This window comes from Sphingomonas sp. PP-CC-1A-547, assembly GCF_003610375.1.
In the GTDB taxonomy this organism is placed as follows: Bacteria; Pseudomonadota; Alphaproteobacteria; order Sphingomonadales; family Sphingomonadaceae; genus Sphingomonas.
The window spans coordinates 919,259-945,182 of sequence record NZ_RAPZ01000010.1 but is presented as its reverse complement, the minus strand read 5'-3'; the positions used below and the strand labels follow the sequence as shown (position 1 = coordinate 945,182).

Below are 25,924 nucleotides of genomic sequence, written 5' to 3'. Positions count from 1 at the left end.
CTTGCTCCCTCTTCCCTCCGGGGAGAGGGCTGGGGTGAGGGGCTGTTCCGGGCGCAGCATTGCTTGGCTGCCCCTCACCCCGACCCTCTCCCCGGAGGGGAGAGGGAGTTGGTTCAGTACCCTCACGCCAACGTCAGCCCACTGGTCCGTAACGGCTCCGCACCCTGCAGAAAATACCGCCGCGCCAGCGCATCGGACACCGCCCCGAGACGCCGCTCGATATCCCCCAGCGTCTCCGCATCCAACTCCGCGGCCGTCGCGGTCATCACGATCGCCAGCAACCCGGTCGCTTGCGCCTGTTGCGGCTCCGCCATCTCGTCGTCGCTCAGCACCGGCAGTTCCGCCAACCGCGCCGCGATCCGCTCCGCCGAAAACGCCAGCGACCGAGGGTTGCCCGGATCGAGCGCCACCAGATCCATCACCGGCACCCGCGCGATCCCCGTCGGATAGCGCTGCCGGTAACTGATCTGGCTGTCGGCGAGGTCGAGCAGCACCGACAGATCGTCGGGCGACGCGCCCGGCATCCCGAACAAGCGGATCGCGCGCGCCATCGCCATCGCCCGCTCGATCCGCCGCCCCAGATCGTGAAAGCGCCACGCCGCCGTCCGTCCCATATGCTCCGCCGAAAGACCCGCGATCGCTGCATAGCGCCGTTGCAGCGACCCGGCCCGCTCCAGCATTCCGCGATGCGTGGGGAAGGGCGCCTCGAGCAGCCGCACCATGTCCGCCGACAACCGATCGCGCGAGCCTTCGCCGATCTCGCGCGCGTGGCGGTTGAGCGTCAGGATCGACTGCCAGCGTTCGTCTTCCATCGCCGTGCGGGCGAGCGCGGTCAAGTCGGCGCGGCGCAGCGATGGCGGGTGCGGCGCGCTGCCTGCCCCGACGATCAGCCCCACCAGCTTGCCGACCGTGGTGGGGGACAAGACGGCCCCCCCGTCGACGTCGATCGAATTGCCGAGCATCACGCGGATCGCGCCGAGCAGAGCCTCGCCGCGTTCCAGATAGCGCCCGAGCCAGTAGAAATTGTCCGCCACCCGGCTCGGCAACGTCCCCGGATTGCGGCGGACCTGAAGCGAGTCCGCGGCGGTCAGCAGCGACACCGGCGCGACCGGATCGGCGCCGTAGATACAAACGTCGGCGGACCAGATGCCTTCGCCCATCACCGCCGCCCGCGCGTCGGGATGCTCGCCGATCCGCGCGAACCCGCCGGGTAGGACGGTCCATTCGCCGTCGCCGTTACGCGCCGCGAAGACGCGCAGGGTGAAGGGGCGGGGGACGAGCGCATCGCCGACCACGACCGGCATGGTCGAGAGCTGGACGAGTTCCTGCCCGACATAATCCTGCGGCCGATTTGCCATGTCGGCGAGCAGGCGCGTCCGGTCTTCGCCAGCGATGTCGGCACCCGTGACCGGGCCGCCGGTCATGCCGAGAGGCCGCGAATGGAATGCCGGACCGATCAGCAGGCGATCGAAATTCGCCTCGACCTGGGCCCGCGCGCCGTCCTGCCCACACCACCATGTCGCGATGTTGGGGAGCAGCAGATCTTCGCCGAGCAGCGACTTCGCGAGCTGCGGCAGGAACGCCGAGAACGCCGGCGCTTCCAGCACGGCGGACCCCGGCGCGTTCGACAGCACGACGTTGCCGGCCGCGTACGCGTCGATCAGCCCGGGCACGCCGATCTGCGAATGCGTGTCGAACGCCAGCGGATCGAGCAGCCGCGGGTCGAGCCGTCGCCACAGCGCGTCGATCCGCTTGAGCCCGCCGATCGTGCGGACATACACCTTGTCCTCAAGTGCGGCGAGATCGGCGCCCTCGACTAGCAGCAGCCCGAGATAGCGCGCGAGATGCGCTTGCTCCGGGTAGCTCGGGTTGAACCGACCAGGCGTGAGCAGCCCTATCCGCGGGTCGGTCCGCTTGCACATCGCCGCGATCCCGGCGCGGAAGGCTGCAAAGAACGGCGCGTGGCGCTGCACGTTGAGCCGATCCTGCAACCCGCCGAGCGTGCGGCTGACGGCGATGCGGTTCTCCAGCGCGTATCCGGCGCCGGCGGGCGCGCGGAGGTGATCGGCGAGCACGCGCCATTCGCCGGTCGGCCCGCGACCGAGGTCGATCGCGATGAAATCGAGATGGCGGCCGCCGGGCGGGTCGAGCCCGACCATCGGTCGCAGGAAGAACGGACTGCCGGTGACGAGCGCGGCGGGGATATGGCCGTCGGCGACCAGCTTTCCCGCGCCGTAGAGGTCGGCGATCACCGTCTCCATCAACGTCGCGCGCTGGATCACGCCGCGCTCGATGCCAGCCCATTCGCCGGCTTCGATCAGCAGCGGGACGGGCGAGACGGGCCAGGGACGCTCGTCGGGCTCGTCGGCGATCCGGAAGCCGGTGCCGATGTCGACCGCATGCCGCTGGACGCGTTCGCGGATGTGGCCAAGGTCGTCCGAGGCGACCATCGCGAGTTCGGCGAACATCGCCGCCCAGGCGGGATGGGCGCTACCGTCTTCAGCGGGGCACAGCACGTCGGCGCCGGGGGTGCGCGCGCAATAGTCGGCGATCCAGCGCTCGGCATGGATCATCGCGTCGAAAAGGGGCGCGGTGTGCGTCGCCGTGTCCAATGCCTCAAGCCCCCGAATACAGGCGGCGGTGTTTCACCTTTCGACGCGGCGGTGCAACATAAATTGTCGCGGAGGCCGCGCGTTACTCCTGTTCTCTCGCGAACGCGGGGTCCCGGAATTCCAAGCGCTGCGTGCAGTTACCCTGGCCCCCCGCGTTCGCGAGGGAACAGTAAGGGGGGCGAGCTGTCGCCTCCACAAACCACCACCCCGGCGGAGGCCGGGGCCCAATTGGGGGACGGCGCTAATGACGGGCATCGCGCCGTTACCGCCACCTTTCCAATTGGGCCCCGGCCTTTGCCGGGGTGGTTATGGTTGTGGTTGTGGTTGTGGGGAGGGGGAATGGCTCACAAATCCGGCAGAACCTGATCCGCTACACCCCATCCCGCCAACGCCCGTGACCCGGCCCGGGCGATCAACTCGGTCCCATCCTTCACTCCCCAGCATGCCGCCGTCTCGATATCGCGTAACTCGGTCCACGACACCGGTGCCGCCACCGGCGCGCCCGCTCTCGCCCGCGCCGAATACGGCATCACCGCCGTCGCCCCGCGCTGGTTGCGCAGCCAGTCGATAAAGATCCGCCCCTTCCGCTTCGCCTTGGCCATTGTCGCAACGAAGCGCTCGGGATCGGCCCCCGCCATCGCCCGCGCGAAGCGGTCGGCGAAGTCCTTCACCGCCGGCCATTCCGCCTCCGGAGTCAGCGGCACCACTACGTGCACGCCCTTGCCCCCAGACAGCATCGGGAAGCTGACCAGCCCCAGTTCGGCCAACTGGTTCTTCAGATGCTCCGCCGCCTTCTTGGTGTCGCCGAAATCGAGCCCCTCGTCGGGATCGAGATCGAACACGAGGCGGTCGGGCTTCTCCAGCGCGGCGTTCGACGATCCCCAGCCGTGGAACTCTATCGTCCCCATCTGCACGCACGCGACCAGCCCGTCCGCATCGTCGACATACAGATAGTCCTCGGTCGAGCCGTCCTTCTCGCGAATCGGCACTTTGTGGACCGCGTCGCCGAAGCTCCCCGCGTCATGTTTCTGGAAGAAGCACGCGCGCGATCGACCTTGAGGACACCGCACGAGGCTGATCGGGCGGTTGCCTGCGACCGGCAGCATGATGCCCGAGACCGCGACGTAATAATCCGCGAGATCGCCCTTGGTGACGTCCGACTTGTCGAAGATTACGCGGTCGCGGCTGCTGACCTTTATGCTGGTCGCGGGCGCCGCGGCTTCCTCCACATCCGGTAGCGGGGCGGGCGTCTCGGCGACGACGTCCTTCGCCGCCTTGTCCTCGCGCAGGCCGATGAAGCTCGAATGGCGGAGCACGCCGTCCGGGGTGACTTCGGCGAAGGCGACCTCGGCGACCAGTTTGGGCGTGACCCATTTCGCGCCGCGGACTGCCGCCTTGGGGGCCTCGACCGTCGGCGTCTTTCGGTCGATCGCGTCGAGCTTGTCGCGGATGTCGTCCATTAACGCCTGGTCGAACCCGGTGCCGACCTTCCCGGCATACTTAAAGCCTTTGCCCTCGCGGACGCCGAGCAGCAGCGACTTGAACCCGCGTTTCTTGTCGGACGGGAGCCAACCGACGATCACGAACTCCTGGCGGTGCGTGCATTTGACCTTGAGCCACGCCTTGGTCCGCTTGCCCGCGTAAGGCGCGTCGGCGCGTTTCGAGACGATGCCTTCGAGGCCTTCGCGGCACATCGTCTCGAACAGTTGCTCGCCCGCGCCGATCACGTGGTCGGAATAGCGGAGGCGGTCCTCGTCCTCGGGGATCAGCGGTCGCAGGCGCGCCTTGCGGTCGAGGTTGGAGAGGCCGGTCAGGTCTTCGCCGTCGAGGGCGAGCAGGTCGAACGCGAAAAATGTCATGTCGCCGCCGGTGGAGATCGCGTCCTTCAGCGTCGAGAAATCGGGATGGCCGTCCTTGAACGCGACGATCTCGCCGTCGATCAGCGCGGATTTTACGGGGAGTTTGGCGGCGGCGTTCGCGATCGCGGCGAACTTGTCGGTCCAGTCGAGGCCGGTGCGGGTGAAGACCTTCGCCTTGCCATTGGCGACGGAGATTAGCGCGCGGTAGCCGTCGTATTTTACTTCGTGGAGCCAAGCGGAGCCGGTCGGGACGGCGTCGACGAGGGTGCAGAGTTGCAAGTCCTGAAATTCCTCCCCGGCACGGGGAGGGGGACCGCCGTTAGCTTTTGCGGTGGTGGAGGGGGGCTTGGCGCTGGCGATGGCTTTACGGCTGGCGTTACTCTTGCGGGCCGCCCCCTCCACCAGCTTCGCTGGTCCCCCTCCCCGTGCCGGGGAGGATTTGCCCTCCTCGATCTCGACCATCGTGCGGCCGGTCGAGACGCTGGTCAGCGCTTCTTCTACCAGCGTGTCCGTGCCGCCGGCTGCCGCATCGTCGATCTTGCGCAGCAGCCAGTTCTCGCGTTTCTCCTTCGCGCGGGGCTTAAGGCGGATGAGCAGCCATTCGCCCTTCATCCGCTCGCCATCGAGGACGAAGTGGAGGTGGCCCTTGTCGAGGTCCTTGGCGGACTTGCCCTTGATCGGGGACCATGTGCCGCGGTCCCACAGCATCACCGTGCCGCCGCCATATTCGCCCGCGGGGATCGTGCCTTCGAAGGTGGCGTAGCTGAGCGGGTGGTCCTCGGTGCGGACGGCGAGGCGCTTTTCGTTGGGGTCGAGGCTGGGGCCGCGGGTGACCGCCCAGCTTTTCAGGACGCCGTCGATTTCGAGGCGGAAATCCCAGTGGAGGCGGGTCGCGTCGTGCTTCTGGACCATGAAGCTGTTGCCGTTGCCGGGGGTCAGCGTGCCGGCGGGTTCGGCGGTCTTGGTGAAGTTTCGCTTGGAATTGTAGAGGGCGAGGGGATCGTCGACCATCTTCACCCCTCCCTGGAAGGGAGGGGCCGGGGGTGGGTCGGCCGCTTGGCGGGCGGGGCGCTATTACGGTGAGCGACCCACCCCCAACCCCTCCCTTTCAGGGATGGGAGCTTAAGCACGTTTTTTGGCTGGCGCTTTGGCCGCCGTCTTAGCCGGCGCGCGCTTGGCGGGGGCCTTCTTCGCCGGCGCCTTCTCTGCCGCGCCCCCACTCTTCTCCATCGACTTCTTCAACGCCGCCATCAAATCGACCACGTTCGATCCCGTCTTCCCGCCGGTATCCTTGTCCTCGATGATCTTCTTCCCGTTCGACTTGCGCTTGCGCTCGATCAGGTCCTTCAGCGCGTCGACATAGCGATCGTGGAATTCCTGCGGGTGGAAGTCGGCGCTGCGCTTCTCGATCAGCGCTTCGGCGAGTTCGAGCAGTTCCTCGGACGGCTTGTCGTCCGGGATCTCGCGGAAATAGCCCTGCGCCTTGTGCACCTCGTCGGCATAGCGCAGCGTCTCCAGCACCATTCCGCGCCCGCATGGCTTGAGGCTGACGACATATTCGCGGCCGCGCATCGCAAGCTGGCCGAGTCCGACCTTCTTGGTCCGCTTCAACGCCTCGCGCAGAACGATGAAAGCCTCCTCCGCGAGATCGTCCGCGGGCACCACGAAATACGGCTTCTCGTAATAGAGCACGTCGATCTCGCTTGCGTCGACGAACTGCGTGAGTTCCAGCGTTTTCTTCGACTCGAGCTTCACCGCGTCGATCTCGTCCTGCTCCAACAGGACATATTCGCCCTTCGAGACCTCATAGCCCTTCATGATCTCGTCGGCGTCGACCGGGCCGACGCCGGTGACGACCTTGTCGTAGTGGATCGGCTGGCCCGACGGCTCGTGGATCTGCTTGAACGACACCGCCGCGCCGGATTTCGTCGCGGAATAGATCTCGACCGGGATCGAGACGAGGGCCAGCCGGATCTGCCCCTGCCAATACGCGCGCGCTGCCACCTTGCGTGTTCCTTCGTTGCGGAAACGATTCGATTATCCATCAATCGTCGGCGGGGCAGAGTCGTTCCCTGATGCGGTTTCGCTCAGGCCGAAGTTTCGCTATGGCGCAGCCATGTCCGAAGATCCGATCGCGCTGTTCGACGCCTGGTACGCCGAGGCGCGCAAGACAGAAATCAACGACTCCAACGCGGTAGCACTCGCCACCGCGGATGCGGAGGGCCGGCCTTCGGTGCGCATGGTGCTGCTCAAGGGCCACGGTCCCGATGGTTTCGTGATCTACACCAATCGCGAAAGCCGCAAGGCAGGCGACCTCGCGGTGAACACCTATGCTGCGCTGCTCTTCCATTGGAAGTCGCTGCGCCGCCAGGTCCGGATCGAGGGCAGCGTGACCCTGGTCAGCGACGTCGAGTCGGACGCCTATTTCGCATCGCGCGGTCGTGATTCGCAGCTTGGCGCCTGGGCGTCGGACCAGTCGCGCCCGCTGGATTCGCGCGAGACGTTCGAACATCGTTTCGCCGAAATGCAGGCGCGGTTCGAGGGTGGCGACGTGCCCCGCCCGCCGCATTGGGGTGGCTACCGGATCGCGCCCGACCGCATCGAACTGTGGCAGGACCGCGCGCATCGTCTCCACGAACGCCGGCTGTTCACACGCGAAGACGGCAACTGGAGCGAGGGGCTGTTGTTCCCATGACGCAGGACGAACGGCGCAAGGTCATACCCCTCGCAACCCGCGCGGCGCTCGCCAGCGTCGCGATGGCGTGTTTCCTGCTGCTGCTGAAGGGCTTTGCGGCATGGTCGACGGGCTCGGTGGCGATGCTCGGCTCGCTCGCCGATACCGCGCTCGACCTGCTCGCGTCGCTGGTCACGCTGTACGGCGTGCGGCTCGCGGCGACGCCGGCGGACCACGACCACCGCTTCGGCCACGGCAAGGCGGAGGCGCTGGCCGCGCTGTTCCAGGTCATGCTGATCACCGCGTCGGCGGTCGGCATCGCGTGGCGCGCGATCCTCGCGTTCGGCGATCCCCAGCCGACGACGGGCGCCGAGTTCGGCATCGGCGTGTCGGTGATCGCGATCGCGGCGACGGTGTTCCTGCTCGCCTATCAGCGCAAGATCATCCGCCAGACGGGCTCGGTCGCTATCCTGGCCGACAACGTCCATTACCAGTCGGACGTGCTGCTCAACGGCTCTGTGATCGTCGCGCTGGTGCTCGATCAATATGTCGGGCGGAGCGGCGCGGATCCGATCTTCGGCATCGTCATCGCGCTGTGGCTTGCCTGGGGTGCGTTCCAGGCGTCGTCGAACGCGATCGACCAGTTGATGGACAAGGAATGGCCCGAGGATTTTCGGGCGCAATTCCTCGACGTCGCCGCGCGCCAGCCCGGCATTCGCGGCATCCATGATTTCCGCACGCGTCGTTCGGGGAGCCACGACTTCGCGCAGTTCCACATGGAGGTCGCGCGCGACCTGACCGTGGAACACGCGCACGACATCGTCGAGGCGGTCGAGCGGAACCTGCGCACCGCGTTCCCCAAGGTCGAGGTACTGATCCATCTCGATCCGGAGGGGCATGTCGATACCGACAATCCGCTGGTCGAGGCGGACGTGACGCCGCATTGGTTCGGCAAGCGGGTTTAAGGATTCAGGCATGAGAATACCGTTCGCGCAGATCGATGCGTTTTCCGACACGCCGTTCGGCGGCAACCAGGCAGCGGTGATGCCGCTGTCCGCATGGCTCGACGACGACGTGCTGCTGAACATCGCGCAGGAGAACAACCTTAGCGAGACGGCGTTCATCGTCGCGTCTGATGACGAGGGCGTGGATTTCGACTTGCGCTGGTTCACGCCGGGGGCCGAGGTTGCACTGTGCGGCCACGCGACGCTGGCGAGCGGGCATTTCGTGCTGTCGTCGGACACCGCGCTCGACCGGGTGCGGTTCCGGACGCGGCAGGCTGGGATGCTCGAGGTCGCTCGGTCGGCCAACGGGTACACGCTGGAACTCCCGGCTTGGGGACCAAGCCCGAAGGCGATCCCGGAGATCGTCGCCGCGTTGAACATCGAGTCGCCCGTCGAGACGCTGTGGCATGAGAAGGGCTATGCACTCGTCATTGTGGGCGACGAGGCCATCGTGCGTGACCTGAAGCCGGACTACGCAGCACTGGCGAGATTCCCCATCGTCGCGATCGTGGCAGCGCGCGGGGAGGCGACTGACATCGTCAGCCGCGTGTTCACGCCGTATTATGCGATCGATGAGGATCCGGTGACGGGCTCGGCGCATGCGGTGATGGTGCCGTACTGGGCGCCAACTTTGGGGAACAGCTTCACCGCGTATCAGGCGAGTGCGCGGGGCGGGAAGCTGACGTGTCGGCTCGACGGCGACCGCGTGGTGCTCGGCGGATCGTGCGTGACGACGATCGAAGGTACGTTCCTGCTGCCGTGATTTAGGTGCGGCTGACAATGCCCCGGGGGGATCATCGTGGTGATCTTCCTGTTGCTTCCCCCATCCCTGGAAGGGAGGGGCCGGGGGTGGGTCGGCTTCCGCGTTCTCGGAACGCGCGTGACTCAAGCCGGCCTACCCACCCCCAACCCCTCCCTTTCAGGGAGGGGAGCGAATAAGAGCTACCGCTTCCGCCCCTTGGTCATCGGATCGGGCTTTTTTGGCTTTACCCACCCCGGCGGCGGCGTCATGCGTTGCTGGCTGGTGCCGAGCCCCATTGCCCCCGGCTGTTGGCGCGTTAGCCCGGCGGTGTCCGCCACCTCACCACCGCCGCGCAACACACTGATCTGATCGCGCAACTTGCCCGCGGTTTCGAAGTCCATCGCCGCGGCGGCGGCTTCCATCTGGCGGCGTAGATCTTCGATATCCATCCGCCCTGAACGCGTCAGGCGGCGACGAGTGCCGCTTCGGTTTCCGCGATCCAGCCGCCGCCGAGCACGCGCTCGTCCGCATAGAGTACTGCCGCCTGACCGGGCGCGACGCCGTATTCGGGCGCATCGAACACCACGCGGTTGCCGATTAGACGGGCAGGGACGGGTTTCGCCATTGATCGCACCTTGGCGGTCAGCGGCCCGGTGAAGTCCCCGCCCAACCAGTTGATGTCGGTCATCCGCGCCGCCTGCACCGCGAGCGCGCGACGGGGGCCGACGACGACGCGCTTCGTCTCAGGCTCGACTCGCACGACGTAGAGCGGCTCGGGACTGCCGCCGATCTCCAGCCCGCGGCGTTGGCCGACGGTGAAGTGGATCAGCCCACGATGTTCGCCGAGCTTCGCGCCGCCGAGATCGACGATGTCGCCCGCGGTCTCTGCCGCCTCGGGGCGCAGTTTTTTGACGAGACCGGCGTAGTCGCCGTCGGGAACGAAGCAGATGTCCTGGCTATCGGGCTTGGCCGCGACGCCGAGCCCGAGTTCCGCCGCGATCTCCCGCACTCGTGCCTTGGGTAAGCCGCCGAGCGGAAATCGGAGATAATCGAGCTGTGTCTGCGTGGTCGCGAACAGGAAATAGCTCTGGTCGCGGGCGGGATCGGCGCCGCGGTGGAGTTCGGCGCCGTTCACGCCTTCGACCCGGCGGACATAATGCCCGGTCGCGAGGCAATCCGCGCCGAGATCGCGCGCGAGCTTCAGTAGGTCGGTGAACTTCGGCCCCATGTTGCACTGGACACACGGGATCGGCGTGCGACCGGCGAGATACTCGTCGGCGAACTTGTCGACGACCTGCTCACGGAAGCTGGTTTCGTGATCGAACACGTAATGCGCGATCCCCAGCCGATCGCAGACCGCGCGGGCGTCGCGGATATCGCGGCCCGCGCAGCACGAACCTGCGCGGCCGACCGCCTCGCCGTGATCGTAGAGCTGGAGCGTCACGCCGATCGTCTCGGCGCCGGTAGCATGCGCGAGCGCGGCGACGACCGAACTGTCGACGCCGCCCGACATCGCCACGACGATGCGCTTACCGGCCATGCCCGTATCCGCGCTGGCCCCGAGCTGAAAATCGGTCTGATCCATGCGGCGCTACATAAGCGCGGAGGCACTCCGTTGCAAAAAGATGCGTCGATTAACCTCGATCAGGCCAAAGCGAGTGAAAAATGCGACCGGCGAACGTCGCAATGCAACAAATCGGCCACTGCGTGGCGGGTGTTTTACGCAGTCTTCATCCCCTTGGCCTAGACAGGGGCTTCCGAGAATGAAGCGAGTATCCCGTTGGACCTGAGTTTTCCCCGTTTCGATCGCGACGCAGAGGTCACCGTTCTTCCGGGTGACCTGGCCGTCCTGATCGTCGGTATCGCCGCCCGACAGGCAGCGAGCCCGACAGCGGCGGTGCAGGCGGGATTTGCTCGCGCCACGATCGATCCGAAGTTGTTTGCGCCGCTCCACGGTGCGTTCAACGGGCCGATGGCCGCGGCGTTGACCCGTTGGAAGGAGGAATGAAGATGCTGTTTACCGCGGCGTTTCAGCCGATCTTCAAGACCTGCGATTACAGGTCGTGTGTGCGTATCGAGAGGGGGCCCCCCGCCCCGATCAGAGGTTTCAAATGATCGAGAACCAGAAAATCCGTCCCGGCAAGGTCATCGGGCCATTGGGCGAGCAGCTGACGCTGGACAGCCTGCCACCGCCCAGCACCACGCGCTGGGTCGTGCGGCGCAAGGCCGAAGTCGTTGCTGCGGTGAATGGCGGGCTGCTGAGTGTCGACGATGTCTGCGCGCGCTATGGCCTGACGGTCGAGGAGTTCGCCGGATGGCAGCGGGCGATCGATCGGTCGGGAATGCCCGGACTGCGCGTGACGCGGATCCAGCACTATAAGTCGTTGTACGAGCGCCAACAAAAGTATTGAGCGGCAAAACTCAAAACGCGAGCGGAACAAAAAACGCCGTTCGCACGTCTTTCCGCCATCGCCCGGATACGGGTTCAACGGAGGGAAAATATCATGGGTCTCATTCTTTGGCTGATCATCGGCGGCGTCATCGGCTGGATCGCTAGCATGATCATGCGCACCGATGCGCAGCAGGGCATCTTCCTGAACATCATCGTCGGCATCGTCGGCGCGTTCATCGGTGGCCTGATCCTGTCGGGTGGTTCGATCAACAACGCACCGCTCACGCTGACCTCGTTCATCGTGTCGCTGCTGGGCGCCATCGTCCTGCTCGCGATCGTGAATCTCGTGCGTCGCGGTAGCGTCCGCTAAGAGTTCGCTTCGTCACGCGAAGTTGAAGAAGGGCCGTCCGGGCAACCGGGCGGCCCTTTTTTCGTGCGTGCGGATGCTTGGACCCGCCGCACCTCTCGTAATCCTCCCCCGCCAGGGGGAGGTGGCTGGTCCTTGCCAGACGGAGGGGCAGGAAAGCGATCACCGCTGTTCCGTGTCCTCCCCCTCCGTCACCTTCGGCGACACCTCCCCCTTGCGGGGGAGGATAAGTGAGAGACGTCAGTTCAGCAGGAAGCGCACCGACAGCGTGACCGTCACGTCCTTCTCGCCGGGTGCGATCTGCGTGCTGTCCTTGGCCATCGCCGCACGCGCCATGAACATCGGTTGCGCCGGACCACCCGTATCCTGGCCCGATTCCGCGATCGAGACGATCCGCGACACGCGCAGCCCCGCCGCCTTGGCATACAGATCCGCGCGGCGCTTGGCCTGCGCGATCGCGTCGGTCCGTGCCTCGTCCAGCGCCGCGTCGGGCTTGTCGATCGTCAGGTTCGGCCCGTCGATCTGGTTCGCACCCTCAGCCACCAGCGCATCGAGGACCGTCCCCGACTTCGCGACGTCGCGGAAGCGGATCGAGACGGTGTTGGTCGCCTGATACCCGGTGATGACCGGCGGCTGGTTGTCCGCATAGCGATATTGCGGCGCAAGCTGGACGTTCGAGGTAGCGATGTCGCGCGGCACAACGCCTGCGCGCCTGAGCGATGCCAGCACCTTCGCCATCCGCTGCGCATTGTCGGTGAGCGCAGCCGCCGCGGTCGTCGACTGGGATACGACGCCGGCGCGGATTGTCGCCAGATCGGGCACTCGAGTTGTCCGCCCCTCGGCGGTCACGTCCAGAACGGTCCCGGCGGCAGGCACCATGGGCTCGACGGTCGTCGGCGCGGCCTGGGCGTTGGCAGCGACGGCAGGCAAGCTGATCGCGACGGTAGCGAGGGCGCTCAGGAACGATGCTGTCTTCATTGTTTCTCTCCGGTAGAACACGACCTGCCTGTCGTCCTACACAGTTCAACGCAAGCTGAACGGCATTGCGGATAGATCGGAATCGAAGCATGTCTGCGGTCCGCATGAGCCAAAGGGCTTGAGCGCGGTGACCTATTCATATAACACAGCCGGTGAATGGCGAAGCGGGTCGAGACAAGACCGGTCGAAATTGGGATTGTGACGCGCATGAACTACGAGACGAAGACCGTCGGTCAGATTGACGGTGGCGAGACCGAGGACCAGCTCGTGCTCTCCGAGTACACCGCACCGTCGCACCGCCGCCGCAACATCATCATCGCGGTCGTCGTCGTGCTGGCGATCGTCGGCGCCGTCTTCGCGTTCAAGGGCGGCAAGAAGGACGCCGCCGCCGGTCCGGTCGTCGAACAGGTGCCGACCGTCTCGGTCATGGTGCCGGGGCGCAAGACCGTCGATCGCACGATTTCCGCGACCGGCACGATCGCCGCGCGTCGCGAAATGCCGGTCGGCGTCGCGGGCGAGGGCGGGATGATCACGCGCGTGCTGGTCGAGCCGGGCCAGTGGGTCGCGGCTGGCCAGGTGCTGGCGACGGTCGATCGCTCGGTCCAGACCGAGACCGCCGCCTCGCTCGCCGCCTCTGTCAGCGTCGCGCGCTCCGACGAGACGATCGCGCAAGCCGAACTCGATCGCGCCAAGCAGCTCGTCGATCGCGGCTTCATCTCGAAGGCCGATCTCCAGCGCAAGGCCGCGACGCGCGACGCCGCAGCCGCACGCGTGAAGGTGGCGCAGGCCACGCTCGGCGAGGCGCGTGCGCGCAACGGACGGCTCGATATCCGTGCGCCCGCCGCCGGCCTCGTGCTGACGCGCGGCGTCGAATCCGGCCAGGTCGTCGGCGCGGGTACCGGCGTACTGTTCCGCATGGCTGCGGACGGCCAGATGGAAATGCGCGCGCAGTTGAGCGAAGCGGATCTCGCCGGGCTCCATGCTGGCGCGCGTGCGACCGTCGTTCCGGTCGGCACGACTCAGGGCTTCCCCGGTCAGGTATGGCAGGTCTCGCCGGTGATCGACCCGCAGAGCCGCCAGGGCATTGCGCGGATCGCGGTCGCCTATGACCCAGCGCTGCGGCCGGGTGGTTTCGCCGCGGCGACGATCGTCGGCGGTGCGACCCAGGCGCCGTTGCTCCCTGATTCGGCGCTGCAGAGCGACGAGAAGGGCAGCTTCGTCTATATCATCGGCGCCGATAACAAGGCCGTGCGCCGCGATATCAAGATCGGTCAGGTCTCCGATGCGGGCGTGACGATTCTCAGCGGACTCGATGGAACCGAGCGAGTAGTGTTGTCTGCAGGCGGGTTCCTGGCGCCCGGGCAGAAGGTGAAGCCGGTCACGAAGAAAGCGAGCTGAGCTCATGAACTTTCGCAACATCTCGGCCTGGGCGATCCGCAACCCGGTGCCGCCGATCGTTCTGTTCATCGCACTGACGCTGGCGGGCATCGTCAGCTTCATGCGGATGGACGTGAACAACGATCCGGACATCGATTTCCCGATCGCGATCGTCGTCATCAACCAGCCGGGTGCCGCGCCGACCGAGCTCGAGACGCAGGTCACGCAGCGCGTCGAGGCCGCAGTCCGCTCGCTCCAGGGCATCGACGAGATCACCTCGACCGTGACCGAGGGCCAGTCGCAGACCGTCGTCCAACTCAGCATCGGCACGCCGATCGATCGCGCCGTCACCGACGTCCGCGACGCGATCGCCCAGATCCGTAGCGACCTGCCCGAGGGTATCCTCGAGCCGCAGGTGTTCCGCGCGAATACCACCGACAACGATCTCGCCAGCTATTCGGTGATCGCCAAGGACATGACGGTCGAACAGCTCAGCTGGTACATCGACAACAACGTCGCGAAGGAATTGCTGTCGGTCCCCGGCATGGCCGCGGTCAACCGCAACGGCGGCGTCAGTCGCGAGATCCGCATCATCCTCGACCCGCTCAAGCTGCAAAGCCAGGGGCTGACCGCGAGCCAGGTCAACGCTCAACTCCGGCAGGTCAATCTGAACGCGGCGGGCGGTCGCGCCGAGATCGCCGGATCCGAGCAGTCGGTCCGCGTGCTCGGCAACGCTAAGGACGCGGTCGCACTCGCCCAGACTCAAATCAGTGTCGGCAATGGCCGCACGGTACGATTGGCCGACATCGCGCAGGTCCGCGATCTCTACGCGGAACAGCGCAGTCGCGCGGCAATCGACGGCCGCCAGACGATCAGTTTCGATTTTCAGCGCTCCAAGGGTTCGTCCGACGTCACCGTCTTCAACGAGGCGGTGAAGAAGCTCGCGGCGATGGAAAAGCGCAACCCGAACGTGCATTTCGTGCTGCGCTCGAACAGCGTCAAATATACCGAAATGCAGTATGAGAGCGCGATACACGCGATGATCGAGGGCGCGGTGCTCGCGGTGATCGTGGTGTTCCTGTTCCTGCGCGACTGGCGCGCCACGGTGATCTCGTCGCTGGCGATCCCGCTGTCGGCGATCCCGGCCTTCTGGTTCATGGACCTGCTCGGCTTCAACCTGAACCAGATGACGCTGCTCGCGCTCAGCCTCGTCGCGGGCGTGCTGGTCGACGATGCGATCGTCGAGATCGAGAACATCGTCCGGCACATGCGGATGGGCAAGTCCGCCTATCAGGCCTCGATCGACGCCGCCGACGAGATCGGTCTCGCCGTGCTGGCGACGACGATGGCGATCGTCGCGGTGTTCCTGCCGGTCGGCCTGATGCCGGGTATCTCGGGTCAGTTCTTCAAGAATTTTGGCCTGACGGTGGTTGCCTCGGTGCTGATGAGCCTCGCGGTCGCACGCCTCGTCACGCCGATGCTCGCGGCGTATTTCCTCAAATCCGCCGGCCCCGCGGTGCACGGCGAGGGCGTCCTGATGGACGGCTATATGGCGACGCTGAAATGGACGCTGGAGACCGGCAAGGCGAAGGCCTCGGCCGCCCGTGGCGGCTTCCACCGCCTGACCAGCCGCTTCCGCGATCACCGCTTCTGGGTGCTCGGGCTCGGCGTGTTCGCGTTCCTCATGACGATCGTTATGTTCGCGGTGCTGCCGATGACGTTCCAGCCCGCGCAGGACAACGACACCTCGATGGCGGTGATCGACATGGTGCCGGGGACGACGTTGGCGCAAACCGAAGCGGTGGTGACCAAGGTCGCGGCGTTGATCGGATCGCAGCCGGACGTGCAGTCGGTCTATGCGCGCAGCGGCGCCAATGGTTCGGTCAATGCCGGCCGCGTCACCGCGACGCTCAAGGACGATCGAAAGATGAAGAGCACGGAGTTCGAGCGCAGCCTCGCACCCCAGCTTGCGGCGATCCCCGATGCGCGCGTTTCGTTCCGGTCGCAGAATGGCTGGGGCGGCAGCACGCGCGACATGAGCGTGACGCTGGGTGGCGACGATCCCAAACTGCTCGATGCGACCGCGCAGAAGATCGTGACCGAGATGTCGCGCCTGCCGACGCTGGTCGCGCCGCGCGTCGCCGGCAACATGCAGCGCCCGGAAATCGTCATCAAGCCGCGCTTCGATCTTGCCGCCAATCTCGGCGTGACGACGCAGGCACTGTCGTCGGCGATCCGGATCGCGACCTTGGGCGATATCGACCAGAACTCCGCACGCTTCTCGCTGTCCGATCGCCAGATCCCGATCCGCGTCGCGCTAGATCAGGGCGCGCGCAGCGAGCTCTCGACGATCCAGAACCTGCCGGTGTCGACCGCCTCGGGTGGTTCGGTTCCGCTCAACCTCGTGGCGGAGATTACGCTCGGCTCCGGCCCGACCAAGATCGACCGCGTCAATCAACAGCGTCAGCTGACGATCGGCGCCGATCTCGCCCCCGGTATCGTCTCGGGCGTAGCGCAGAAGCAGATCGACGCGCTGCCGACGATGGCGAACCTGCCCACTGGCGTGAACAAACTCGTGCTCGGGCAGTCCAAGTTTCAGGCGGAGATGATCAACAACTTCATCCTGGCGGTGATCGCGGGGACGTTCCTCGTGTTTGCGGTGCTGGTGCTGCTGTACCGCCGTGCGCTGCCGCCGTTCGTCAACATGGGGTCGCTGTTGCTGGCGCCGCTTGGCGGATTGATCGCGTTGTGGGCGACGGGCAATCCGGTGTCGATGCCGGTGTTCATCGGTATCCTCATGCTGCTCGGCATCGTCGCGAAGAACTCGATTCTGCTGATCGACTTCGCGCTGGAGGAGATGGGCAAGGGCGTCGACGTCTGGACCGCGGTGGTCGATGCCGGCCACAAGCGCGCGCAGCCGATCGTGATGACCACGGTCGCGATGGTCGCGGGCATGATCCCGACCGCGCTGTCGCTTGGCGGCGACGGATCGTGGCGCGCGCCGATGGGCATCGTCGTGATCGGCGGGCTCGTCCTGTCGACCATCCTGACGCTGTTGATCGTCCCCGCGGCGTTCAGCCTCGCGGTCGGGATCGAGCGGTATATCGGCCCACGCCTCGGCCGCAGCCTGCTCACCTATCGCCCCGGCGACGACGGCAGCGAAGTCATCGGGCTCGCCGGACCGTCGGGGCCACGGCTCGGACCGGCAACCCCCAAGCTCGGCGATGGCACACAGCCAGCCGAGTGACGCCATCGCGCCCCTCGTGTTGAGCGACGCCGGAGTTCCGCGTGATGGCGGGGCGTCGCGGAATACGGCACGAACGGCGCCTGCACGCGCCGTCGGGTCGAGCATGGGGAGGTCGAGCGCGCGCCGGTCGAGCGTAGACCGGTCATGCCGGACTCAGTCGAAAGCCGGGCGGTCGGGCTTGGGCCAGCCGAGCGCGGGCGGGTCAGAAGCATCGCGCGTCGGCCTGGCGTCGAGGAATACGGCACGAAGGTCACCAGCGCGAGCCGTCTGGTCGAGCACGGGCGAATCACACACGCGGCGGTTGAGCGTGGGCCGGTCACGCCGGCATCGGTCTGAAGCCGGGTGGCAGTCGAGCGCGGACCGCTCGGGACCCAGCCAACCAAGCGCGGGGGTGGCCAAATTCCACCAGCCGAGCGCACCTGAATCGAGCGCACGCCGGGCGAAAGCCGGATCGTCGGCGGCGTTCGTGAACTATCCCCGCGCTGGGGGATTGTTTCGGGCATGACAGTTTCAACCCGCACGCGCCCGGCGAGCGAAGCAACGCCGCCCGCCCTCGTCCGCATGCGGATCGTTGCGACCGGGCTGCTCGTGTTCATGGCCGCGACCTTCTTCGTCAGCCGCGCGCTCGTCCCCGTCCACCCCGCCTTCGCGTTCGTCCGCGCGTTCGCCGAGGCGGCGATGGTCGGCGGCCTCGCGGACTGGTTCGCGGTGACCGCGCTGTTCCGCCATCCGCTCGGCCTGCCGATCCCGCACACAGCCATCGTGCCGCACAACAAGGACCGCATCGGCGACACACTCGCGCAGTTCCTCCGCGCGAATTTCCTGATCCCCGTCGTCATCGCAAGGCGAACCCGTCGTCTCGACGTGGCGGGCGCGATCGCACGCTGGCTGACCGATCCGCCCGAGGGGGCCGGGGGGCGCTTTCGCCAGGGCGCGTCGAAGCTGGTCGCGCAGGTGCTCGAGGGTCTCGATCCGGCGCGGCTCGGCGGGATGGTCAAGGCCGGGATCGGCGCCCGCCTGCGCGCGACGGAGGTGTCGCCGATCCTTGGCCAGTTGCTGAAGGCCGCGATCGCCGAGCGCCGCCACGCGCCGCTGCTGGAAAGCGCGATCCGCTGGGCGGCGAAGACGCTGGCCGCAAACGACCACCTCGTCCGCGCGATGGTCCACGACAAGGCCGGCTCGATCCTGCGCTGGACCGGGCTCGACACGACCGTCGCGGACAAGCTCATCAGCGGATTCGACAAGCTGCTCGCGGAGATGGCGGAGGACCCCGAGCATCCGCTGCGCCTGAAGGCGGAGGAGGGGCTCGATCGGCTCGCCTGGGACCTGCAATATGACCGCCGCATGCGCGAGCGCGTCGAGACGATGAAGAACGACCTGCTCGACAATCCGGCAATGCAGCGCTGGCTCGACGGGCTGTGGGAGCAGGCACGCGGTGCTTTACTCGCGATCGCGCGCGATCCGGAGCGCGCCATGGCGGGCAAGCTCGGCGACATCCTGCGCCAATTAGGCGAGACATTGCAGCACGATCCGCGCATGTCGCGGACGATCAACCGGTTCGTGCGGCGTGCGGCGGTCGGCGCGGCGGCGGATTATGGTGACGGCATCGTCAAGCTGGTCTCGGAAACGGTCCGCAGCTGGGACGCCGACACGATCACCCGCCGCCTGGAAAACGCCGTCGGCCGCGACCTGCAATATATCCGCGTGAACGGGACGATCGTCGGCGGCCTGGTTGGGCTGGTGATCCACAGCGTCGATGTGCTGTTGTGATGGGGATCGTTTAGATCGCTCCCGGGAGGCAGGTTCCAAATATCGTCCGGTAGTTTGTGTTGTTAGTCTTGAGGTGGAGGTGATTAGCTTGCCTACGAAGTATCAAGACGCGGCATCGTTTCATTATATCGAATGTCTGGTTTGGGAAGGGGAGCGGAACGGCAGCTTTCGGGAAGGCAGGTGGCATTAGCCGACATTGCGGGGCTCAGCTTTTCCCGAAAAGGATCGAGTTTGAGGAATTAACCGCTGCCTCGTATTGTGGTGTGTGGAACAAGAATATAGGATCAGGCTGTGCAGTCTTACCCTATCGGCATGATCTTACCGGTGCCCGGCTCGGGGCGTCTGGTTCTATTCGAAGCGTATCCGACGAGGGATGTCATTCACCGCGAAATCTGGGGGCGAGAGGTGTTCTTGTTCGACGCCGGCAACCGGCCCGTTTGGCAGATCGCACCGGAACCAGGCGCGACGGACGACATGCACCGGAAGTTCGATGCGACCCGCCCCGCGACCGACACCTTCTCCGCCATCAGCAATATCGAAGGACGATTTTATGCAAGCCGGATCGGCGGTGACACCTTTGTGATCGATATGACGACGGGCGCTGCCTCTTATAGTGGCTGGGCACGGACATAGCCCTTCGTAGCGATCAGATCGCGGGATTGTCGATCTTCGCGCGAGCGTTCCCACAACCAATCGAATTCGGGAATGTCTGGGTTGGGAAGGAAAGCGGACTGGCGGCTTTGAAGGCCAGTTCAATTGAAAGCGGACTCACCGCGTAAGCGCTGACTCCCAACCATTTTCTGTCAGGTCGATCTGGTCGGCTGCGAAAGCTGTGTCGAACCCGTGCTCCCATGGGAAAACGCCACTCCGATCCGGCCAGACAATTTGAAGGCATGGGAACTCGTCGCCGCCGTAAAACCATCGGCTCCAGCCCAAGTGATTGCGGTAGAACCGCTTCGCCACCGGAAATGCATAGGCAAGAAGGTTTTCGAACGCTCTATCCGTTGGCTCGCCTACTGGCAGCGGTAATCCCGCCTTAGCCTCTCGGAACAACTCGCAGAACACGTCATGAGCTACCTCACGCTTCATGCCGAACATGATCAACTCTGGCTGACCCGTGTTAACCCATAACCCCGTGGTAAATGAGAAACCTGGCCCTTCGACGTCGCCAAACACTGCGGTGTCGAACCAGCCATGCTCTCGGACTTTTGCTACAAACGCTCGCTCGGGATCATCTAGTGCCTCAGCCGGCGCGTTCATGGCGGTTCGCATGAGCGTTAGCTAACCCTCCTAATGAACGTCCGCAATCAGGAAGCGCAACAGCCACTCCGAATGCCCTATTCTGGGCGTTTTTTCTGCCGGCCTCGCCCTTCTCGAAAAGGAACGCCAGTTGGTATACGCACTAAGCACTACGGTGCCCACGGTCTAGCCGATCGTCCCCCGCGTCGTTATCAGGTCGCCATGACTAAGACCGCCCGAGAGCTTCGGGCCGAGGCTACCGAATACCGCGAACTTGCAGAGACCTTTAAGGGTGCCTCGTTGCAGCAGGCGCTACTGGAGACCGCGATGGCCCTAGAGCGTCTTGCGGACGACCAAGAGGCCAAGCCAGACCTCTCCCCCTCATCTAGCTGAGCGCTGCCGATACTTAGGTCGACCACGGGTAAGAGCGCCCAAGCTGTAGCCAGCGAACCACGCAATAGTTTCTTCCCACAAATCAATGGGTAACGGGCACTTCAATGGGACGGCTCGGCCTCATGGGCAGCTTCGATGCCCTCCCCGTGCAAGAACGCTATCAGTGAGTCTTCGCTCTCCACGGACATTAACGTAAGTCAGTTTTAGACGCTGCAAAGCCCTGCGATTACTTGTCGTCGCGTTCAGCCCCCCCGACCCAAGAGCGCTCCCTGCGATCTCCCAATGGCCGACTGGACGGCCCGCGTGACTGCCAAGCATATCGACCACGGCGTCCTGCGGTGCCCGGTTGGCGACTGTGAGGGCGAGCTGGGGCAGATGGCATGAGGGACGGTCGGGAATGTCTGAGATGGGCAGAAGAGCGAACCGGCCTCTTCCGGCACCATGATTTGGATAACTAGGTCCGGGTTGATCGGTTATCCAAAAACAATCCACACTAGGCCGATAATGGAAATGCCAAGCGTGATGCACGAAGCCGGAATTGCCAGAAACGCATATAGTGCGTTCGAGGGCTTTTGAGCCGGTTCTGTTACAAAACCGGCCTTAGCCTGTTTGAGGATTACCAATATATCATCGGGCTCATGCGCATAGTCCTCGGCCGCTATGACCAGCTTGCCGCCGCTGCGTTGGGGCATGACTATCGAACGCGCAGCGCTTTTACCATTTAAACGCCGCAATACGGGCTCCCCCAAGGCCGACCAAGAATGGTAAAGCGTCCTGCCCTGGAAGGTCAGTTCTACGCCACCGGTGGTCACGCTTAGCAAATCAGGACGAGCTAAACGACGAAGCGTGCGCACCTGAAGCCATACGAAGAGAAGTGCAATAGCTGCAAAAATTGCGAGAATAGCAAGATCGGCTAGTTCTACGTGATTTTTTCTGACCAGCGCATAGCCATAACTTATAGCCAGGAGCGCAAAGGGAAGCAGAAATGCTACGAGCACAATAGCTTGCGGCACAAGCTTCAGCCTGCTTGCCTTGAGCGTCACGGCACGGTTTTCGGCGTTCATGAACGCCCCTACCTCATAGTGGTTGCTGAAACCTTCCCTCGAGGATCGTGCCGATGGATAAGGTTTGACCCATTTACCGATCCAAATGAACGAATGGCTGAAATCGGGAGCCCGGATCGCCAGCCTGAACGACCGGCTTTGGGCGATAGCGGAATGGCCGAAATGGGAAGGATAGCCGCCGTTCGCTGTTAGGCTTTTCCATTCCACCACAGGCGGAGCCGTTCGGAACCAAGTAAGCTGGCGAAACCGTATCCAAAACTAAGGGCAACAGGGACCAGCACACTCTCGGGAAACCCAGTAGCAGCTTGAACGGCGAAGGCGAGCAATGCCCCGAGGACGAAAGCAATTATCCAGCGCATAGGCACAGCCTAGAGCGGTAAGCGAAGGTCTGCAATTGGGCGATAGTTACCGTCCGAGTTTGCTAATCGCGAATTCGTGTCGCCAATGGAGCTACCGCTCCCAATCCGGCATCGGCCAGCCTTTAGCCTTCGCCAACAACCGCAAGGGCCCGTGCGCGTTCACCGCGAAGGGTTCGTCGGCCCATTCGAAGGTCGGTGCATCCGAAACATGGTCGGAATAGAAGCGGATGTGGGCGTGGTCTCGGGGGATGCCTTCGCGGTCCATCCAGGCCTGGATCATCCGCAGTTTTGCCGGGCCGTAGCAATTCTCGCCTTCGATCCCGGCAAGCAGCACGCCGTCGCGGTCGCGCAGGCTCTCGGTGCCGATCACTGCGTCGAAGCCCAGTCGCTGCGCGATCGCCTCGACGTAGAATCGGTACGACGCGGTCGCCATGACCAGTCGGTAGCCGGCGGCGCGGTCGGTTTCGATCTGCGCGCGGGCGCTGGTGAAGACGCCGTCGCGCATGACGCGGTCGGCGAAGGCTTCGGCGGCTCGGCGTTCTTCGGCGGGCGTCATGCGCTTGCCGAGCATCATCCGCTGCATCAGGTATTTGAGCCGGCCGCGGCTGATCAGCTTGCCGACATAGCCGAGTGCGGCGACTCCGGCGAACGGGACGAGCGCCAGCCGCCACGGTGCGCCGCCTTTCTTCGCGGTGTGGAGCAGGAACGGCGTCCAGGTCGGCGCGTGCGTGATCGTCTTGTCCATGTCGTAGATCGCGAGACGAACGGGCGGGGAGGCGGAAGGCTTTTCGATCATCGTCGTCGCTTACGCCGCATTCATCTTGCCGATCCAGTCACTTTGCCGCAAAGGTGCCCCCGATGAGCGCGATGGCCGATTTCCAGCAGGACGGTGCCGATACCGGCACGCTTCGCTTTACCGGCGATCTGTCGCTCGCGAAGATCGGCAATCTGCCCGATCGGCTCGAGGCGATCGACGCGGCTTCGGTAAAGCATGTCGACCTCAGCGGGGTCGACCGGATCGACACGATCGGCGCATGGGTCGTCCACCGGTTCGCGGCGCGCAACGATGCGACGATCGACGGGCTCGACGAGAACGACCAGGCGTTGTTCGACCAGGTCGTCGCCTCCGACCAGCCGATCGCCGCCAGGCCTGCGAAGGTCGGCGCGCTGTCCCGCGTGGTCGGCGAGATCGGCGACGCGGTCGTGCTGTCGGGCAAGACGATGCTCGGCCTGCTCGGGTTTCTCGGTGCGACGACGATCGCGTTCGGCAGCGTCATCCGCCACCCGCGCCGCTTCCGGTTCAACGCCGTGGTCCAGCGATTCGAGGTAGTCGGCGTTGCCGCGCTCGGCATCGTCGGGCTGATGAGCTTCCTGATCGGCATGGTCATCGCGCAACAGGGCGCGGTCCAGCTGCGGCAGTTCGGCGCGGAGGTGTTCACGATCAACCTGGTCGGTCGCCTGACGATCCGCGAACTCGGCCTGCTGATGACTGCGATCATGGTCGCGGGGCGCTCGGGTTCGGCGTTCGCGGCGCAGTTGGGCACGATGAAGCTCACCGAAGAGATCGACGCGATGCGGACGATCGGCGTGTCGCCGATGGAGGCGTTGGTGCTGCCCCGCGTGCTTGCGGCGATCGTGATGATGCCGCTGCTCGGTTTCTACGCGTCGATCATCGCGATCATCGGCGGTGGGCTGCTGTGCTGGGTGCAGCTCGGCATTCCGCCGGTGACGTTCATCGCGCGCATCCGTGAAGTCGTGCCGATCACCGATCTGTATATCTCGCTGATCAAGGCACCGGTGTTCGGCGCGATCATCGCGATCGCCGGCTGTTTCCAGGGGATGCAGGTCGAATCGGACGCCGAGCAGGTCGGCTTGCGCACCACGTCGGCGGTCGTCCAGGGCATCTTCCTGGTGATCGTGCTCGACGCGTTCTTCGCGGTGTTCTTCACCTGGTTGGGTTGGGACTGATGCCCCGCAAGACGGACAACAAGACAGACGATTTCATCATCTCCGTGAAGGGGCTGAAGAACGCGTTCGGCGATTCGGTGGTGCACGAGGGGCTGGACCTCGACGTGCGGCGCGGCGAGATCCTCGGCGTGGTCGGCGGGTCGGGTACCGGCAAGTCGGTGCTGATGCGCTCGATCATCGGGCTGCAGACGCCGGTCGCGGGTGAGATCACGGTGTTCGGCGAGCCCAATATCGGCCGCGAGGAAACCGAGGCGACCGAGATCCGCAAGCGCTGGGGCGTGCTGTTCCAGGGCGGTGCGCTGTTCTCGACGCTGACGGTGGCCGAGAACGTCGAAGTGCCGTTGCGCGAATTCTATCCGGACCTGTCGCCGGCGCTGCTCGCGGAGATCGCGTCGTACAAGGTGGTGATGACGGGCCTCCCCGCTGACGCCGCGAACAAGTTTCCCGCCGAACTGTCGGGTGGCATGAAGAAGCGTGCCGGTCTTGCCCGTGCGCTGGCGCTCGACCCTGAGTTGCTGTTCCTCGACGAGCCGACCGCGGGGCTCGATCCGATCGGTGCGGCGGCGTTCGACGGGCTGACGCAGTCGTTGCAGAAGACGCTCGGGCTGACGGTGTTCCTGATCACGCACGATCTCGATACGCTGTATGCGATCTGCGACCGGGTTGCGGTGCTGGCCGACAAGAAGGTTATCGCGGTCGGCACGATCGACGAACTGATCGCGCTCGATCATCCGTGGATCGAAGAATATTTCAAGGGGCCACGCGGCCGTGCCGCGGTCGCGACTCAGGAGGCGCACGAGCGCGCCGACGAGCAAGCAGCCCGACACCCTACCGAAGTCCAGTCCAAGCAGTCCGCGCCGGACGACGCCGACGCGACATACGCCGAGAAAGAAGCAAGGACGCGCTGATGGAAACCCGTTCGAACCACGTCCTAGTCGGCGCCGTCGTGCTGATCCTGCTGGCCCTGCTGGCGCTGTTCACCGTGTGGATCGCGCGGATCGGTGGCAAGGAAGAGAAGGAATACGACATCTTCTTCCGCCAGTCGGTCGACGGACTCGCGCGCGGCTCTGCCGTGGTGTTCTCGGGCGTACCGTCGGGGCAGGTGAAGACGATCTCGCTGTGGAAGAACGATCCGCAGTTCGTCCGCGTCCGGATCAGCGTCAACGACGAGACGCCGGTGCTGCAGGGCACGACCGCGTCGATCTCGGGCGTCGGCTTCACGGGCGTCAGCCAGATCTCGCTCGATGGCGCGCGCAAGGGTGCGCCCGCGATCGGCTGCCCCGACACGAAGACGCCGACCGAATGCCCGTACGGCGTGCCGGTGATCCCGACCAAGCTCGGTGGCCTGGGCGCGATCCTGAACTCGGCGCCGCAGTTGCTCGAGCGTCTGTCGACGCTGACCGAGCGCCTTACGGGCTTGCTGACCGACCGTAACCAGGCATCGATCGCGGGTATCCTCGAGAACACCAATCGCCTGACGGATGCGCTCGCGGATCGTGGGCCTGAGATTGCCGCGACGCTTGCGCAGACGCGGGTTGCGATCCAGCAGGCCGGCGATGCCGCGCAGCAGTTCGGTGTGCTCGCCAAGACCACCAACGGCGTGCTGTCCGAGGACGTGAAGCCGGCGATGGCGAACCTGAACAAGGCGATCACCTCCGCACAGCAGAGCGCGGAGACGTTGAACGCTGCGATCGGCGATGCACGGCCAGGCTTGCAGGCCTTCTCCAAGACGACGATCCCCGAGGCAAACCGTCTGGTCCGCGACCTCCGCACGACCGCCGCAGCGCTGTCGTCGGTCGCCGAGAAGGTCGACCAGCAGGGTGCGAGTTCGCTGATCGGGCAGCAGAAGCTCCCGGATTACAAGGGTAAGTGAGGCACG

Annotated in this window: 24 protein-coding genes; 15 read left to right on the top strand and 9 right to left on the bottom strand. The window is 65.2% G+C overall.

From position 1 onward, the window contains the following. Positions 1-122: 122 nt before the first annotated feature. From C8J39_RS05035 to C8J39_RS05025, 3 genes are all read right to left on the bottom strand, one after another. Entirely contained in the window at positions 123-2,573 is a 2,451-nt protein-coding gene (locus C8J39_RS05035; RefSeq protein ID WP_120299742.1) for a circularly permuted type 2 ATP-grasp protein, read from the bottom strand. A 383-nt stretch (positions 2,574-2,956) separates the two neighbouring features. Then, the gene (ligD, locus tag C8J39_RS05030) at positions 2,957-5,482 is read right to left on the bottom strand and encodes a DNA ligase D (RefSeq protein WP_120299474.1); all 2,526 of its coding nucleotides are present in this window, start codon (positions 5,480-5,482) and stop codon (positions 2,957-2,959) included. A gap of 111 nt (positions 5,483-5,593) precedes the next feature. After that, positions 5,594-6,475 carry a Ku protein gene (locus tag C8J39_RS05025; protein WP_120299473.1) on the bottom strand — a complete coding sequence of 294 codons (882 nt, stop codon included), beginning with the start codon at positions 6,473-6,475 and terminating at the stop codon, positions 5,594-5,596. Between the two features lie 112 nt (positions 6,476-6,587). Between C8J39_RS05025 and pdxH the strand changes: the two genes are divergently transcribed. The 3 genes from pdxH to C8J39_RS05010 are packed head-to-tail and all read left to right on the top strand — an operon-like array spanning position 6,588 to position 8,912. Then, positions 6,588-7,166 carry a pyridoxamine 5'-phosphate oxidase gene (pdxH, locus tag C8J39_RS05020; protein WP_120299472.1) on the top strand — a complete coding sequence of 193 codons (579 nt, stop codon included), beginning with the start codon at positions 6,588-6,590 and terminating at the stop codon, positions 7,164-7,166. Next, the gene (locus tag C8J39_RS05015; protein WP_120299471.1) at positions 7,163-8,110 is read left to right on the top strand and encodes a cation diffusion facilitator family transporter; all 948 of its coding nucleotides are present in this window, start codon (positions 7,163-7,165) and stop codon (positions 8,108-8,110) included. Before pdxH ends, C8J39_RS05015 begins: the two co-directional genes overlap by 4 nt. A gap of 10 nt (positions 8,111-8,120) precedes the next feature. Further along, positions 8,121-8,912 (top strand): PhzF family phenazine biosynthesis protein, encoded by a 792-nt coding sequence (locus C8J39_RS05010; protein WP_120299470.1) that lies wholly within the window; start codon positions 8,121-8,123, stop codon positions 8,910-8,912. 179 nt (positions 8,913-9,091) lie between these two features. On the opposite strand, the gene C8J39_RS05005 is transcribed toward C8J39_RS05010, so the two are convergent. Together C8J39_RS05005 and mnmA are read right to left on the bottom strand one after the other, a co-directional pair. After that, on the bottom strand, positions 9,092-9,340 hold the full coding sequence (locus tag C8J39_RS05005; RefSeq protein WP_056061094.1) for a UvrB/UvrC motif-containing protein: 249 nt from the start codon (positions 9,338-9,340) through the stop codon (positions 9,092-9,094). A 14-nt stretch (positions 9,341-9,354) separates the two neighbouring features. Then, on the bottom strand, positions 9,355-10,476 hold the full coding sequence (gene mnmA / locus C8J39_RS05000) for a tRNA 2-thiouridine(34) synthase MnmA (protein ID WP_120299469.1): 1,122 nt from the start codon (positions 10,474-10,476) through the stop codon (positions 9,355-9,357). Between the two features lie 195 nt (positions 10,477-10,671). Between mnmA and C8J39_RS04995 the strand changes: the two genes are divergently transcribed. The 3 genes from C8J39_RS04995 (at position 10,672) to C8J39_RS04985 (ending at position 11,653) form a co-directional block, all read left to right on the top strand. After that, the gene (locus C8J39_RS04995) at positions 10,672-10,899 is read left to right on the top strand and encodes a hypothetical protein (protein WP_056061089.1); all 228 of its coding nucleotides are present in this window, start codon (positions 10,672-10,674) and stop codon (positions 10,897-10,899) included. 103 nt (positions 10,900-11,002) lie between these two features. Next, positions 11,003-11,302 (top strand): DUF1153 domain-containing protein, encoded by a 300-nt coding sequence (locus C8J39_RS04990; RefSeq protein ID WP_056061087.1) that lies wholly within the window; start codon positions 11,003-11,005, stop codon positions 11,300-11,302. 93 nt (positions 11,303-11,395) lie between these two features. Continuing rightward, a complete protein-coding gene (locus tag C8J39_RS04985; protein ID WP_056484797.1) occupies positions 11,396-11,653 on the top strand; it encodes a GlsB/YeaQ/YmgE family stress response membrane protein in 258 nt (85 codons plus the stop codon). A gap of 237 nt (positions 11,654-11,890) precedes the next feature. Here C8J39_RS04985 and C8J39_RS04980 read toward each other — a convergent pair whose 3' ends face one another. After that, on the bottom strand, positions 11,891-12,628 hold the full coding sequence (locus C8J39_RS04980) for an SIMPL domain-containing protein (RefSeq protein WP_120299468.1): 738 nt from the start codon (positions 12,626-12,628) through the stop codon (positions 11,891-11,893). Between the two features lie 207 nt (positions 12,629-12,835). Here C8J39_RS04980 and C8J39_RS04975 point away from each other — a divergent pair, with 207 nt between their 5' ends. From C8J39_RS04975 to C8J39_RS04960, 5 genes are all read left to right on the top strand, one after another. Further along, positions 12,836-14,026 (top strand): efflux RND transporter periplasmic adaptor subunit, encoded by a 1,191-nt coding sequence (locus tag C8J39_RS04975; protein ID WP_120299467.1) that lies wholly within the window; start codon positions 12,836-12,838, stop codon positions 14,024-14,026. Positions 14,027-14,030: 4 nt separating this feature from the next. Continuing rightward, positions 14,031-17,252: an efflux RND transporter permease subunit gene (locus C8J39_RS04970; RefSeq protein ID WP_056484794.1), complete on the top strand. Its 3,222-nt coding sequence runs from the start codon at positions 14,031-14,033 to the stop codon at positions 17,250-17,252. Between the two features lie 144 nt (positions 17,253-17,396). After that, positions 17,397-17,588 carry a hypothetical protein gene (locus C8J39_RS18470; RefSeq protein WP_132833365.1) on the top strand — a complete coding sequence of 64 codons (192 nt, stop codon included), beginning with the start codon at positions 17,397-17,399 and terminating at the stop codon, positions 17,586-17,588. Between the two features lie 165 nt (positions 17,589-17,753). Then, the gene (locus C8J39_RS04965; protein WP_243649728.1) at positions 17,754-19,022 is read left to right on the top strand and encodes a DUF445 domain-containing protein; all 1,269 of its coding nucleotides are present in this window, start codon (positions 17,754-17,756) and stop codon (positions 19,020-19,022) included. 312 nt (positions 19,023-19,334) lie between these two features. Continuing rightward, a complete protein-coding gene (locus C8J39_RS04960) occupies positions 19,335-19,655 on the top strand; it encodes a hypothetical protein (protein ID WP_055879890.1) in 321 nt (106 codons plus the stop codon). Positions 19,656-19,790: 135 nt separating this feature from the next. Here the strand turns inward: C8J39_RS04960 and C8J39_RS04955 are convergent, their stop codons facing one another. Next, the gene (locus C8J39_RS04955; RefSeq protein WP_120299466.1) at positions 19,791-20,294 is read right to left on the bottom strand and encodes a DUF4262 domain-containing protein; all 504 of its coding nucleotides are present in this window, start codon (positions 20,292-20,294) and stop codon (positions 19,791-19,793) included. Positions 20,295-20,483: 189 nt separating this feature from the next. Between C8J39_RS04955 and C8J39_RS18655 the strand changes: the two genes are divergently transcribed. Next, positions 20,484-20,654 carry a hypothetical protein gene (locus C8J39_RS18655; protein ID WP_165895130.1) on the top strand — a complete coding sequence of 57 codons (171 nt, stop codon included), beginning with the start codon at positions 20,484-20,486 and terminating at the stop codon, positions 20,652-20,654. Between the two features lie 473 nt (positions 20,655-21,127). On the opposite strand, the gene C8J39_RS18465 is transcribed toward C8J39_RS18655, so the two are convergent. Further along, the gene (locus tag C8J39_RS18465; protein WP_147420652.1) at positions 21,128-21,718 is read right to left on the bottom strand and encodes a hypothetical protein; all 591 of its coding nucleotides are present in this window, start codon (positions 21,716-21,718) and stop codon (positions 21,128-21,130) included. Between the two features lie 450 nt (positions 21,719-22,168). Next, positions 22,169-22,873, bottom strand: coding sequence for an HAD family phosphatase (locus C8J39_RS04950; protein WP_243649727.1), 705 nt, complete (start codon positions 22,871-22,873; stop codon positions 22,169-22,171). Positions 22,874-22,935: 62 nt separating this feature from the next. Between C8J39_RS04950 and C8J39_RS04945 the strand changes: the two genes are divergently transcribed. From C8J39_RS04945 to C8J39_RS04935, 3 genes are read left to right on the top strand one after another with little or no spacing between them, the layout of a single operon-like run. Next, the gene (locus tag C8J39_RS04945; protein ID WP_056061063.1) at positions 22,936-24,045 is read left to right on the top strand and encodes an ABC transporter permease; all 1,110 of its coding nucleotides are present in this window, start codon (positions 22,936-22,938) and stop codon (positions 24,043-24,045) included. Further along, positions 24,045-24,953 (top strand): ABC transporter ATP-binding protein, encoded by a 909-nt coding sequence (locus C8J39_RS04940; RefSeq protein WP_056484782.1) that lies wholly within the window; start codon positions 24,045-24,047, stop codon positions 24,951-24,953. The genes C8J39_RS04945 and C8J39_RS04940 overlap by 1 nt, the downstream gene beginning before the upstream one ends. Further along, the gene (locus C8J39_RS04935) at positions 24,953-25,918 is read left to right on the top strand and encodes an MlaD family protein (protein ID WP_056484780.1); all 966 of its coding nucleotides are present in this window, start codon (positions 24,953-24,955) and stop codon (positions 25,916-25,918) included. Before C8J39_RS04940 ends, C8J39_RS04935 begins: the two co-directional genes overlap by 1 nt. The last annotated feature ends 6 nt before the right edge of the window (positions 25,919-25,924 follow it).

Excerpts from the sequence above, each read along its gene's own strand:
- C8J39_RS05035 (WP_120299742.1), bottom strand. The coding sequence starts at position 2,573 with ATGATCCATGCCGAGCGCTGGATCGCCGACTATTGCGCGCGCACCCCC.
- ligD (WP_120299474.1), bottom strand. The coding sequence starts at position 5,482 with ATGGTCGACGATCCCCTCGCCCTCTACAATTCCAAGCGAAACTTCACC.
- pdxH (WP_120299472.1), top strand. The coding sequence starts at position 6,588 with ATGTCCGAAGATCCGATCGCGCTGTTCGACGCCTGGTACGCCGAGGCG.
- C8J39_RS05015 (WP_120299471.1), top strand. The coding sequence starts at position 7,163 with ATGACGCAGGACGAACGGCGCAAGGTCATACCCCTCGCAACCCGCGCG.
- C8J39_RS05010 (WP_120299470.1), top strand. The coding sequence starts at position 8,121 with ATGAGAATACCGTTCGCGCAGATCGATGCGTTTTCCGACACGCCGTTC.
- C8J39_RS05005 (WP_056061094.1), bottom strand. The coding sequence starts at position 9,340 with ATGGATATCGAAGATCTACGCCGCCAGATGGAAGCCGCCGCCGCGGCG.
- mnmA (WP_120299469.1), bottom strand. The coding sequence starts at position 10,476 with ATGGATCAGACCGATTTTCAGCTCGGGGCCAGCGCGGATACGGGCATG.
- C8J39_RS04990 (WP_056061087.1), top strand. The coding sequence starts at position 11,003 with ATGATCGAGAACCAGAAAATCCGTCCCGGCAAGGTCATCGGGCCATTG.
- C8J39_RS04985 (WP_056484797.1), top strand. The coding sequence starts at position 11,396 with ATGGGTCTCATTCTTTGGCTGATCATCGGCGGCGTCATCGGCTGGATC.
- C8J39_RS04980 (WP_120299468.1), bottom strand. The coding sequence starts at position 12,628 with ATGAAGACAGCATCGTTCCTGAGCGCCCTCGCTACCGTCGCGATCAGC.
- C8J39_RS04975 (WP_120299467.1), top strand. The coding sequence starts at position 12,836 with ATGAACTACGAGACGAAGACCGTCGGTCAGATTGACGGTGGCGAGACC.
- C8J39_RS04970 (WP_056484794.1), top strand. The coding sequence starts at position 14,031 with ATGAACTTTCGCAACATCTCGGCCTGGGCGATCCGCAACCCGGTGCCG.
- C8J39_RS18470 (WP_132833365.1), top strand. The coding sequence starts at position 17,397 with ATGCCGGACTCAGTCGAAAGCCGGGCGGTCGGGCTTGGGCCAGCCGAG.
- C8J39_RS04965 (WP_243649728.1), top strand. The coding sequence starts at position 17,754 with ATGACAGTTTCAACCCGCACGCGCCCGGCGAGCGAAGCAACGCCGCCC.
- C8J39_RS04960 (WP_055879890.1), top strand. The coding sequence starts at position 19,335 with ATGATCTTACCGGTGCCCGGCTCGGGGCGTCTGGTTCTATTCGAAGCG.
- C8J39_RS04955 (WP_120299466.1), bottom strand. The coding sequence starts at position 20,294 with ATGCGAACCGCCATGAACGCGCCGGCTGAGGCACTAGATGATCCCGAG.
- C8J39_RS18655 (WP_165895130.1), top strand. The coding sequence starts at position 20,484 with ATGACTAAGACCGCCCGAGAGCTTCGGGCCGAGGCTACCGAATACCGC.
- C8J39_RS18465 (WP_147420652.1), bottom strand. The coding sequence starts at position 21,718 with ATGAACGCCGAAAACCGTGCCGTGACGCTCAAGGCAAGCAGGCTGAAG.
- C8J39_RS04950 (WP_243649727.1), bottom strand. The coding sequence starts at position 22,873 with ATGATCGAAAAGCCTTCCGCCTCCCCGCCCGTTCGTCTCGCGATCTAC.
- C8J39_RS04945 (WP_056061063.1), top strand. The coding sequence starts at position 22,936 with ATGAGCGCGATGGCCGATTTCCAGCAGGACGGTGCCGATACCGGCACG.
- C8J39_RS04940 (WP_056484782.1), top strand. The coding sequence starts at position 24,045 with ATGCCCCGCAAGACGGACAACAAGACAGACGATTTCATCATCTCCGTG.
- C8J39_RS04935 (WP_056484780.1), top strand. The coding sequence starts at position 24,953 with ATGGAAACCCGTTCGAACCACGTCCTAGTCGGCGCCGTCGTGCTGATC.